The sequence below is a fragment of the Streptosporangium sp. NPDC001681 genome, from assembly GCF_040298085.1.
In the GTDB taxonomy this organism is placed as follows: Bacteria; Actinomycetota; Actinomycetes; order Streptosporangiales; family Streptosporangiaceae; genus Streptosporangium.
Genome location: NZ_JBEOZN010000203.1, coordinates 1 through 12075, shown reverse-complemented (window position 1 = coordinate 12075; position 12075 = coordinate 1). Strand labels below are relative to the sequence as shown.

At 72.5% G+C, this 12075-nt stretch carries 9 protein-coding genes; all 9 read right to left on the bottom strand.

Features of this window, described 5'->3' with window-relative positions; translation table 11 throughout:
• Positions 1 to 168: 168 nt before the first annotated feature.
• A complete protein-coding gene (locus ABT130_RS45100) occupies positions 169 to 1581 on the bottom strand; it encodes an acyl-CoA carboxylase subunit beta (protein ID WP_350966130.1) in 1413 nt (470 codons plus the stop codon).
• Positions 1578 to 3374: a dipeptide ABC transporter ATP-binding protein gene (locus ABT130_RS45095; protein WP_350966129.1), complete on the bottom strand. Its 1797-nt coding sequence runs from the start codon at positions 3372 to 3374 to the stop codon at positions 1578 to 1580. Before ABT130_RS45095 ends, ABT130_RS45100 begins: the two co-directional genes overlap by 4 nt.
• Complete coding sequence (locus ABT130_RS45090) at positions 3371 to 4219, bottom strand: ABC transporter permease (RefSeq protein WP_350926069.1); 849 nt, start codon at positions 4217 to 4219, stop codon at positions 3371 to 3373. The genes ABT130_RS45095 and ABT130_RS45090 overlap by 4 nt, the downstream gene beginning before the upstream one ends.
• A gap of 4 nt (positions 4220 to 4223) precedes the next feature.
• Positions 4224 to 5144: an ABC transporter permease gene (locus ABT130_RS45085; RefSeq protein WP_350966128.1), complete on the bottom strand. Its 921-nt coding sequence runs from the start codon at positions 5142 to 5144 to the stop codon at positions 4224 to 4226.
• On the bottom strand, positions 5141 to 6772 hold the full coding sequence (locus ABT130_RS45080) for an ABC transporter substrate-binding protein (protein WP_350966127.1): 1632 nt from the start codon (positions 6770 to 6772) through the stop codon (positions 5141 to 5143). The genes ABT130_RS45085 and ABT130_RS45080 overlap by 4 nt, the downstream gene beginning before the upstream one ends.
• A gap of 147 nt (positions 6773 to 6919) precedes the next feature.
• Entirely contained in the window at positions 6920 to 7330 is a 411-nt protein-coding gene (locus tag ABT130_RS45075) for a nuclear transport factor 2 family protein (protein WP_350966126.1), read from the bottom strand.
• A gap of 14 nt (positions 7331 to 7344) precedes the next feature.
• Entirely contained in the window at positions 7345 to 7752 is a 408-nt protein-coding gene (locus ABT130_RS45070; RefSeq protein WP_350926061.1) for an ester cyclase, read from the bottom strand.
• A gap of 10 nt (positions 7753 to 7762) precedes the next feature.
• On the bottom strand, positions 7763 to 8539 hold the full coding sequence (locus ABT130_RS45065; protein ID WP_350966125.1) for an SDR family NAD(P)-dependent oxidoreductase: 777 nt from the start codon (positions 8537 to 8539) through the stop codon (positions 7763 to 7765).
• Positions 8536 to 12075, bottom strand: a 3540-nt coding sequence (locus tag ABT130_RS45060) for an SDR family NAD(P)-dependent oxidoreductase (protein ID WP_350966124.1), incomplete at its 5' end; no start/stop codon positions are given. The genes ABT130_RS45065 and ABT130_RS45060, both read right to left, overlap by 4 nt.

Here is a 12075-nt window from a genome sequence, read left to right as displayed (position 1 = left end):
GACCGGGTCCCCCGTCGGCAGGCCCTGCCCGGTCGTCCGCCACACCCGTACGGCCCCGTCACCGCTGCTCGCGGCCAGCAGGCGCCCGTCCGGGGCCCCGGTCGGCGGCCGGTGTCCGGCTTCGGCCGGAAGGACACCGGCCGCCGACCGGTCAAAGGGGGCGGCGCGTCAGAGCGGGATGTTCCCATGCCGGCCACGGGACTCGGGGATGGCGGCGAAGGCCGCCACCAGCCGCCGCCGGGTGTCGGCGGGGTCGATGACCTCGTCGATCACGCCGAGGGAGAGCGCGCGATCGACGCCGCCGGCCACCCGGCGGTGCTCCTCGACGAGCGCGCCGCGCAGCGCCTCCCGCTCGGTCTCCGGGGCCGCGGCGAGCCTCTTGCGGTGCAGCACGTTGACCGCGGGTTCGGCCGCCATCACGGCGACCTCCGCGTCCGGCCAGGCGAAGACGGCGTCGGCCCCCAGGGAGCGGGAGTTCATCGCGATGTAGGCGCCCCCGTAGGACTTGCGGGTGACCAGGGTGACCCGGGGCACCACGGCCTCGCCGAAGGCGTGCAGCAGCTTGGCACCTCGCCGTACGACTCCCTCCCACTCCTGTCCCACCCCGGGAAGGTAGCCGGGAACATCGACGATCACGAGGAGAGGCAGCCCGAAGGCATCGCAGGTACGGACGAACCGGGCGGCCTTCTCCGCACTGAGGGAGTCCAGGCAGCCGCCCTTGCGTAGCGGGTTGTTGGCGACGACGCCGACGGCGCGTCCACCGAGCCTGCCGAGGCCGATCACCATGTTGGGCGCCCATTTCGGCTGGAGCTCCTCCAGTACGTCACCGCCCCCGTCGAGGATCCGCCGGAGCAGTGGCCGCACGTCGTACGCGCGGCGCGGCTGGTCGGGGAGCAGCCCGGCCAGGCCGGGGTCGGCCCCGGCGGCCTGGCGCGGGTCGAACGCGCCGGGACGCGCCAGCAGGCCGGTGATGCGGCGGGCCCGCAGGTAGGCCGCGGACTCCGACTCGGTCACCACGTGGACGACACCCGACTTGCGGGAGTGCACCTCCGGGCCGCCGAGCCCGGCCATGTCGATCCGCTCGCCGGTGACGGTGTGGACGACGTCGGGCCCGGTGACGAACACCCGTCCCTCCTCCGACATGATCACGATGTCGGTGAGGGCCGGCCCGTAGGCCGCCGCGCCCGCCGCCGGGCCCAGCACCACCGAGATCTGCGGAACCCGTCCCGAGGCGCGGATCATGGCCTGGAACATGCGCCCCACTCCGTCCATGGACTCCACACCGTCGGCCAGGCGGGCACCGCCGGAGTGCCAGAGCCCGACCACCGGCCACCGGCGGACGACGGCCTCGTCGATCGCCGAGGCGATCCGCAACGCGCCGTCCATGCCCAGCGCGCCGCCCATCGTGGTGGCGTCGGTGCAGTACGCCAGCACCGGAGACCCGCCGACCCGGCCGCGCACCGCGGTGACGCCGCTGCCGTCGGGTTCGTGCGCCGGGACCGTCGACCCCTCGTCCAGCAGCCGGGCCAGCCGTACCAATGGGGACCGGTGGTCCGGCGCCACCTCGGTGATGATCGTCATCGTCGGCTCCGTTCCGGTGCGAGGGTGGGGACAGCGGCGAGCAGTTCCGCGGTGTACGGCTCGGAGGGGCGGGCGAACACGTCCGCGACGTCTCCCGTCTCGACGATCCGCCCGTCCTTCATCACCGCGATCCGATCGCTGACGTGGTGGATGACACCGAGGTCGTGCGAGATGAACAGCATCGCCACCGCCAGGTCGCGTTGCAGTGTGGCGAGCAGGTCGAGGATCTGCGCCTGGATCGAGACGTCGAGCGCCGACACCGGCTCATCGCAGACGATCACCTCCGGTGACGGGGCCAGCGCCCGGGCGATGGCGACCCGCTGCCGCTGGCCGCCGGACAGTTCGAGCGGGTGGCGTCCCGCCGTGGCCGCCGGCAGCCCGACCTGGTCGAGCAGCTCGACGACCCGGTCGCGGCGTTCCCTGCGCCGGGCACCGGTCAGGGCCACCGCCTCGCCGACGATCCGCCCGACCGGGTAGCGGGGGTCGAACGAGCCGAGCGGATCCTGGTAGATGGCCTGGATCCGGCGCCGCCTCGTTCTGCGGTCGCGCTCGGGCACGCCGCTCCACGGCTCGCCACCGAGCCGTACGACACCCTCGTCGGGTTCCAGCAGGCCGAGCGCGATACGGGCGGCGGTCGTCTTACCCGATCCGGACTCGCCGACCAGCCCCAGCGTTTCCCCCGCTCTGAGCTGGAACGACACATCCCTGACCGCGTCCTGCCAGCCCCCGTCGGGGGTGCGGAACCGCTTGGAGAGGCCCTCGGCCGCCAGCACCACGGCCCCCCGCTCGCGAGGTTCCGGCCGCGCCGCGGCGGGCCGGGCGGGCCGTGGTACCGGCGCGAGGACGCGCGAGGCGGGATGCCGGCACAGGACCCGATGCCCCGCCTCGACCTCGGCGGGATCCGGGAGCTTGTCTCGGCACTGCTGGTCGGCGTGCGCGCAGCGGGCGGCGTACGGGCATCCGCCCGGTCCCGGCGCGGGCCGCCCGGCCGCCGCGACGGACAGCGCCGTGCCCTTGGCGTGGGCGGCGGGCACGGCGGCGATGAGCGCCTGGGTGTACGGATGCCGGGGATCGGCGAGCAGCCGGGCGGCCGGGCCCTCCTCGACGATCAGCCCGCCGTACATGACGGCGATGCGGTCGGCGAGCCTGGACACCACGGCCAGGTCGTGGCTGATCAGCAGGAGGGCCGCGCCGCCCTCCGTCAGCCCGCGCAGCAGCGCGAAGATCTGCGCCTGCACGGTGACGTCCAGCGCGGTGGTGGGCTCGTCGGCCACGAGCAGGCGCGGTCCCGCGGCGATCACGGACGCGATGAGCGCCCGCTGCCGCAGACCGCCGGAGAGCTCGTGCGGGTGCTGGCGCGCCCGCCGGGCCGGGTCGGGGATGCCGACGTCGGCCAGCAGCGACAGCACCCGCTCGCCGATGCCCGCCCGGTCCACGATCCGGTGGGTGCGCAGCGTCTCGGCGACCTCGGCTCCCACGGTCCTGAGCGGGTCCAGCGACACCAGCGCGTCCTGGAGCACCAGGCCGATCCGGCGACCCCGGACCGCGCGCCAGCCCGACTCGGTCAGGGTCGTCAGGTCGTCGCCCTCGAAGGTGAGCCGGCGGGCACTGACCGAGGCCCGCTCGCCGGCCAGGCCGACGAGGGTGCGCGCGGTGACGCTCTTGCCGGAGCCCGACTCCCCGACGATGGCCAGGCACTCGCCGGGCGCGACCGCGAACGACACGTCCCGCACCGCGTGGATCCGCTCGCCGTCGAGATGGAAGACGACGTCGAGTCCTTCGACCACGATCACCGCGTCCTCCTGGTGAAGCGGCTCTGGGCGGAGCGGCCGATCACGTTCACGGCGATCACCGTGGCCGTGATGGCCGCCCCGGGGAACAGCCCGATCCACCAGGCCGTCTGCAGGAAGTCACGGCCCTCCGACAGCATGGCTCCCCATTCCGGTGCGGGCGGTCTCGTGCCGAAGCCGAGGAAGCTCAGCCCGGATCCGGCGATGAGCGCCGTACCGAAGCCGACGCCTGCCAGCACCAGCAGCGGGCCGAGGGCGTTGGGCAGGATGTGCCGCACGATCAGCGTCGAGCGCCGCAGCCCGAGCCCGCGGGCCGCCTCGACGTACCCCGACCTGCGCACCACCAGGGCCTCTGCGCGGACGACCCGCGCGTACCCGGGGACGAAGGCGATGGCGATGGCCAGCACCACGTTGGCGGTCCCGCCGCCCAGGACGGTGATCACAAGCAGGGCGACCAGGAGCTGGGGCAGGGAGAGCAGGATGTCGGCCACCCGCATGACCGCCTGGTCGGCCAGGCGCCCGCCCAGCGCGGCGGCGAGGCCGAGCACCGCTCCCCCGATGACGGCGAGACAGGTCGAGCCCAGCCCCAGGAGCAGGGACGGCCGGGCGCCGTGGACGACCCGGGTGAACAGGTCGCGGCCGAGCTGGTCGGTGCCGAACCAGTGCTCGGCGCCGGGTGGTAGCAGGGCATGGACGGGATCGATGGTGATCGGCGAGGACGCGGCCAGCAGTTCCGGCGCGAGGGCGGCCAGCGCGATCGGGACGAGCACGGCCCAGGCGAGCACCGACGGCCCGCGCCGGACGGCGAGCCCCCAGCGGGCGGGGATACGGACGGAGAGCGGCGCCACGCGATCACCCGGCCCGTAGCCGCGGATCGATGAGCGCGTACAGCAGGTCGACGACCGTGGAGATGAGGACGAACACGAAGGCCGACAGCAACACCACGCCCATCACCACCGGCATGTCCTTGTTTCCCACCGCCTGCAGCGTGAGCGCGCCGATGCCCGAGCGGCCGAAGACCGTCTCCACCAGGACGGCGCCGCCGAGCAACGTCCCGACGAGCCATCCCGTGAGGGTGGCGAGCGGCACCGCCGCGTGCCGGAGCGCATGACGTAGCCGGACGGCGGTCTGGCCCAGGCCCCGTGCCCGAGCGGTGATCGCGAACGGCTGTGCCAGCGCGGTCTCAAGCCCCTCGCGCAGCACCTGCGCGAGGACACCGGCGATCGGCAGGGCCAGGGTGAGCGCGGGCAGCACCAGCGCCGCCAGGTCCTGCGCGCCGATGACGGGGAAGAGCCGGAGCTGGAAGGAGAACGCGGTCAGCAGCAGGATGCCCAGCCAGTACGAGGGCAGCGAGACGGCCACCAGTTCCCAGGCCGTCGCCGCGGCTCGCACGCCGCGGCGCCGTCCGGCCGTCGCCACCGCCGACACCAGCGCGATCAGGACGGCGAGGGCGATCGCGGCCGCGGCGAGCTGCACGGTGGCACCGAGCTGGTCGCCGATCAGCTGCCATACCGGCCGCTGGAGCTGGTACGAGGAGCCCAGGTCGCCGGTGACGACCTTGCCCAGGTAGCCGAGGTACTGGATGAGCACCGGCCGGTCGAACCCGAACTCGGCCCTGATGTGCTGCCTGACCTCGGCCGATGCCGTGGTGGCCGGTCCCAGCAGGGTCGCGACGGGGTCTCCCGGGATGAGCTGGAGGGCGACGAAGGCGAGGGTCGCGGCGCCGTACAGCACCGCGAGCCCTGCCCCCAGCCGCTTGGCGAGAGTCCTCACTGTGCCGTCTTGGCGAGCCACACGTCGTAGAACAGCGGCCAGGCGTTGGAATCGAGCGTGAGCCCGCGTACCTGCTTGCCGAGGCCGAGCACCTGCGACTGGGTGTAGACGGGGATCACCAGCGCGAGGTCGACGGCACGCTGCTGGGTCTTGCCGTACACCTCCTTCCTGACGGTCTCGTCAAGGGTGGCCCGGCCCTGGTCGGTCCACGTGGTCAGGTCGGGGTCGTTGAGGAATGTGGCGTTCTGCCCGCCCTTCTGGGGCCGGCTGGCGCCGTTGAACAGGAGCCACAGCACGTCCGGTTCGAAGCGCGACCAGCTGTAGTCGGCCAGGTCGGCCTTGCCGCCGTAGACCCGCTCGAGGTAGGTGCCGATGTCGGCCTGGGGCCGGGTGACCTCGACGCCGATCTTCTTGAGGTCGGCCTGGAACGCCTGCCCGAGGATGTCGCGCTGGTCGCGCACGTACTGGGCGGGCAGCAGCGGCCAGTCGACGACCAGGCGCTTGCCGTCCTTCGTCCGGTAGCCGTCGGCGTCCCTGCCGGTCCAGCCGGCCTCGTCCAGCAGCTTGCCGGCCAGGGCCTGGTCGTACGGCCAGCTGTTCTCCAGCGCCGCGTTGTAGCCGGGGGTGGTCGGCGCCAGCGGGCTCCACGCTCTGGCGAACCGACCGAAGTAGAGCGCCTTGACGTTGGTGTCGACGTCGATCCCCCGCTGGAGTGCCTTGCGGACCTTCTCGTCGTTGAGGGGAGGCTTGGAAGCGTTCAAGTAGATGCTGTAGTTCCCACCGGGATAGTCGGCCTTGAGCAGCGAGAGGTCGGCGTTGGCCTCGACGGTCCTCGCGTTGGCCGGCGGGATCGCCGCGGCGACGTCGATCTGGCGGCTGTTCAGCGAGCCGACCCGGACCGAGGCCTCCGGCAGGAACCGGACGGTCAGCTTGTCGAGGTAGGCGGGACCTGTGTGGCCACCGGTGCCGGGGGCCCAGGCGTAGTCGGCGTTCCTGGTCAGGACCGCCTCCTGGCCCTTGGTGTAGCCGGTGAACACGAACGGTCCGGTGCCGACGCCGACGGCCCCGCCGGAGCCGAGCGTGGCCGCGTTGGCCGCGATCGTCTTCGGCGAGTAGAAGCCGAGGTAGGCCGTGCTCGCGGCCTGCAGGAACGGTGCGAAGGGCGCGGAGAACTCGACCTTCACCGTGTGCGGGTCGACGATCGTGGTCCCGGTGTAGGGACCGAGGAGGTTGGAGGCGAGCTGTGACTTGGTCGCGGGGTCGGCGATGCGATCGAAGTTGACCTTCACCGCTTCCGCGTCGAAGGGCGTGCCGTCGTGGAACTTGACGTCCTTGCGGAGGCGGAAGGTGTAGCTCTTGAGATCGGGAGCCACCTCCCAGGACTCGGCGAGCCACGGGTGGAACCTGCCCGAGGAGTCCTCGGCGATCAGTGAGTCGAAGACGTTGCGGAGGATCGCCCCGGTGATGTCCTGCGAGCTGACGTGGATGTCGAAGGAGACCGGCTCGGTGTCGGCCGCGAAGGTCAGCGACCCGCCCCTGACGGGAGCGGCCGACACCGAACCGCTCGTGCCGCCGGAGGAGGTGGCGGGCGAGCCGCAGGCGGCCAGCAGGAGCATGACGCCGGCCATCACCCCGATTCTGGTTCGCGACGACAGCCCGAATTTTTTGAGCACGTGCATTTCACCGCTCCGGCGGGTTGGCAATAGAAGGAGTCGGAATTGACTTTTGCCGAAAGATTAAACCGGGGTTCGCACCGGAAACACCCCTAGTAACCCCTACCCGGAAATTCCATTGGCCAGTGGATATCGGGGAACGGAGACCCGCAGCCCGATGCGCCACCCCTGGGGGGTGCGCCGCAGAACGTCGAGGTAGTCGCCGTTGTGCACACTCCCGTCGGGAAGCACCGCGAGGTATCGGCTCCGCGCCCTGACGACACCGTCGCCGTCCACGAAGACATGCGTGTCAAGGGTCTGGTGGTCAGGCCCGTGCGGCCTCAGGCTCAGCGCGAACTCGCCGATGGCGGGCAACCCGCGCACGGAACGCCCGGCTCCCCTGGTCAGCTTGATCACCGCGTCCTCGGTGAACACCTGGCCGAGGTCGGCGACCTCTCCGTTGTCGAAGAGATGGGAGAACAACGCGAGCGTCCCGCGAATGTCGGAAACGTCCTCCAGTGATAATTCACCCATTTATCGGCGCCCGTTCAGGAGATCTGCTGGATGATGCCGAGGCGGTCCGGAAGAACGTTGTACCGCACGATCTTCCCGTCCTTGAACGTTATCCGGCTGACGCTGTTTCCAATGAAATGCCGTCCGCTCGCGGGGACGCCGAACAGGGGAGCGCGGTGGACGCCCTCGATCCGCCAGAAGACCACCACCCGGTCGCCTTCCGCGATCAGGTCCGTGACGGTGGCCTTGACGTTCTCGACGGTCTGCCAGACCCCCCGGATGTGGTCGCGGAAGTCCTCCCTGCCTCCGGGGCCGGCTCCCGGCGGGATCGTCTCGTCGACGGCGTCCTCGGCGATGATCTCCTCAAGCAGCTCCGGGCGCCGCAGAGTGATCAACTCCTCGTAGAGGCGCCGCGCCACGTCCTTGTTCGTTTCCGTGCTCATCGTGAGACTCCTATCTGGGCGCGTCGCCCGGGAAGGCGGGCGGGAGCAGGATGCCGTTGTTGGCGCTGAGGCCGCCGTCGACGGGGATGGTGACGCCGGTGACGTACGACGCGGCGGGCGAGGTCAGGAACCAGACGACCTCGGCCTGCTCGCGTGGCTCCGCCCAGCGCCGCTGCGGGATGCGCTCGGTCACCGCCGGTCCGAGCGTGGGGTGCGACAGCACGCCCGCGGTCAGCGCGGTCACCGTCCCGCCGGGGGCGATGGCGTTGACCCTGATGTTCTCCACCGCGTAGTCGATCGCCGCGCCGCGCACCAGGTTGATCACCGCCGCCTTGGAGGCGTTGTACGCCCAGGTGAGCGGATCACCGCCCAGGCCCGAGACCGACGAGGTCACCACGATCGAGCCCCCACCCGCCGTTCGCAGGGCCGACAGCGAGGCCCGGATGCCCAGCGCCGTGCCGCGCACGTTGACGGCGAGGATCCGGTCGAACCGTTCGATGGCCCCGGGCGACTCCAGGGGCCCGGCGCCGCTGATCCCGGCGTTGAGCACCACCGCGTCCAACCGCCCGAACTCGCGGACGGCGAGGTCGACCATGGCGGCGTTGGTCTCCTCGGTGGACACGTCCCCGACGAGTGGGACGACGCCGTGGAGGGCGGAGAGCTTCTCCAGCCCCTCCCCCGCCACGTCGACCGCGACGACCCGGACGCCCCTGTCGGCGAACAGCTCCGCGGTGGCCCTTCCGATGCCGGACGCGGCACCGGTGACGACCGCTACCTGAACACTCATGCGTTCCTCTCCTGTGTGGACGGGACGAGCGCGTCGATCCACGAGCGGACCGCCGCCACCGTCGTCTCGGAGTGCTCTTCGAGCACTGTGAAATGGTCGCCGGGCACATCGACGGTCTCGTGCGGCAACGGCCAGAAGGCCCGCCAGTCGAGCCGTCCGGTGGGGTCGACGACGGTGCCGCGCAGCGGCTCCTCCGCTCGGACGACGAGGGTCCTGGCGCCGATCGGCTTGGGCTGCCAGTCGGCCAGGATCCGGCCGTACGCGCCCATGGTGGTGAGGCTCGCGTCGCTCCAGACCATCCGGTAGCGCTCGATGCGCTCCACCATCCCGGTGAGCATCGCGGCCAGCCACCAGTCCCGCATGCCCTCCAGCGTCGGGCTCTCGATCGGGTAGGAGTCGATCAGGACGAGCCCGGCCGCCGGGATGCCGCGGTTCTCCAGCTCGGCCGCCACCGAATGCGCGATACAGCCGCCCATGGACCGGCCGAGGATCACGAACGGGCCGTCGCCGACCAGCCGCTCCACCGTGTCGGCGTGCATCTGGACGAACGTCTCCTCGCTGTCGGGCAGGAGGTCGTCCGGCGCGTATCCGGGTGACGGCACCACGTGGACGTCCCGCTCGCCGCGCATGGCGTGGCCGAAACGGGCGTACTCGTGCGGGCCGGAGATGGCGCTGACCGCCGGAAAGCAGACCAGCGTGACCGGCGCGTCGCCGGAGGCCAGCCGGATCGGCGAGATGGCGTGCCGGGCGGCCTCCGCCGCGCCGAAGCTCGACCGCAGGTGGGAGACCACGCCGATCAGCTCGGCGGCGGCGGCGAACTCGCCCCGGCCGCACAACTGGCGGTAGAGATCGGAGAGCGGCCCCTGCCCTGCCGCCGAGGTCTCCGCCGCGGGCACGTCGGGCGTGGGAACGCTCGCGAGCTCCGGCAGCAGGTAGCCGACGAGGGCCTCGGGCGTGGGGTGGTCGAAGGTGACCGTCGCGGGCAGCCGCAGGCCGGTCAGCGCGTCCAGCCGGTTGCGCAGCTCGACGGCGGTGAGCGAGTCCAGCCCGAGGTCGTTGAACGGGCGATCCGGCGCGACGGCCCCGGCCGACGTGCCCAGGACCGCCGCCACCTCCGCCGTGACCACGTCGAGCACGGCTTGAGCGTGCTGTTCCTCGGGCAGCCTGGCCAGACGGTGGGCCAGCGCGGGGCCGGTCGCCGTGGAGGTCCTGGCCGCTCGCCGTAGCGGCCTGACCAGATCGCGCAGCAGCGGGGGCGGTTCCGCTCCGCCCGCCCGCAGCGCGGTGAGGTCGAGCGGGGCGGGGACGAGGAACGCGTGGTCGAGCCGGAGCGCGGCGTCGAACAGCGCCAGCCCCTCCGCGTCGGCAAGGGCCCGGATCCCGGCGCGCGCGGCGCGGGCGCGGTCGGCGTCGGTCAGGTGCGCGGTGACGCCGCTCGGCCGCGCCCACATACCCCACGCCAGCGAGAGCGCGGGCAGTCCGAGAGCCCTGCGATGTACGGCCAGTGCGTCCAGGAAGGTGTTGGCCGCCGCGTAGCCGCCCTGTCCCGGCCCACCGAGGAGCGCGGCGACGGAGGAGTAGAGGACGAAGGCGGCCAGTTCGTGGTCGCGGGTCAGCTCGTGCAGGTTCCAGGCGGCGTCGACCTTGGGACGCAGCACGTCGTCGACGCGGTCCGGCGTGAGCGAGGTGATCACGCCGTCGTCGACGATGCCGGAGGTGTGCACGACCGCCGTCAGCGGATGAGCCGCCGGGATGCCGGCCAGCACCGCGGAGAGGGCGTCCCGGTCGGCGGCGTCGGCCGCCACGACGGCGACCCGCGCGCCGAGCCCGGCCAGTTCCTCGCTGAGTTCGGCGACCCCGGGGGCCTGCTCTCCCCGCCTGCCCACAAGCACCAGATGGCGGACTCCGCGCACGGCCACCAGGTGCCGGGCGAGCTCGCCCGCCAGGGCGCCCGTGCCCCCGGTGATCAGCACGGTCCCCTCGGGGTTCCACCGCCGCCCCTCGGTGTCCGGCGCCGCCATCCGGGCGAGCCGAGGGGCGAGCACCCTGCCGTTCCTGACAGCCACCTGTGGCTCACCGGAACCGAGAGCGGCGGCGACCGCCTCCCTGACGGCGTCGGGTGACGCGTCCGCGACATCGACGACGACGATCCGGCCGGGATGCTCGGCCTGCGCGGACCTGACCAGCCCCCAGACCGGTGCCGTCACGACGTCGGGACTCTCCTCCTCCGCGGTGGCCACCGCGTTCCTGGTCACGACGACAAGCCGTGACGACTCCGGCCGTCCGGGAGAGAGCCACTCGTGCAGGAGCCCGAGTACCCGGTTCACCTGATCGTGCACGGCGGCCGGCAGATCGGCCGGCTCGAACTCGGTCCCCGGCACGAGGACGACGTCGGGTTCCGGGCCGGTCCGCGGGGTCGCGACGGCCACCTCCGCCCAGTTCAGCTGGAACAGCGCGTCGCGTTCGGCGGGCCGGGCCGCCCGGAGCTGTCCGGCCGAGATCAGCCGCGCCCGAAGGGAGTCGACGGTCGCCACCGGGGCGCCCGAGGCGTCGGCGGCGTGCAGGGACAACTCGTCCTCGCCGTGCAGCGTCAGCCGGACGCGCAGAGCCGCCGCCCCCGAGGCGTGCAGCCGTACGCCGCTGTAGGCGAAGGGCAGGCGGTTCTGGCCGGGTGGGCTGTCGCGCAGCCCGTGGTGGGCCGCGATGTGCAGCGCCGCGTCGAGCAGGGCGGGGTGGATTCCAAAGAGCCCCGCCTCCGCCCGCCGCGGCTCGGGAAGCTCGACCTCGGCGAAGAACGCGTCCGCCGCGCGCCAGGCCGCTCTCAGTCCCTGGAAGGCGGGCCCGTACGACAGACCGGCCTCGGCGAGTACCGGGTAGACGTCGTCGATCTCGATGGGTGTCGCGCCCTCCGGCGGCCACACCTCCAGCGATACCGGCTCCTCCCTCGGTGCCGTCGTGAGGAATCCCGCGGCGTGCCGCGTCCACTCCGCTCCTTCTTGGGCCTCGGCAGGGCGCGAGTACACCGCGACGGAGCGACGGCCCGCGTGGTCGAGCCCGCCGACGGCGACCTGGACGTGCACCGCCCCGCGTTCGGGGAGCACGAGGGGGGCCTCGATCACCAGCTCGTCCAGGGTGTCGAGACCGACCTCGTCACCGGCCCTGACGGCGAGCTCCACCAGGGCGGTGCCCGGCACGATGACGGTGCCCATGACCGCGTGGTCGGCCAGCCAGGGATGGGTCCGCAGCGAGAGCCGCCCGGAGAGCAGGGTCGCGTCGACGTCGGCGAACGCCACGGCGGCGCCCAGCAGCGGATGGTTCGCCGGGGCCAGCCCCAGACCCGAGGCGTCTGCCACTCCCTGCGGTGCGGATTCGAGCCAGTAGCGCCGGTGCTGGAAGGCGTAGGTGGGCAGGTCCACCTTGCCCGCACCGGGAAAGACCACCTCCCAATCAATCGGACTGCCATGCACGAACGCGTGACCCAACGCGGTCACCACCGAGACCTCCTCCGACCGCTCCCGCCGCAACACCGGAACCAC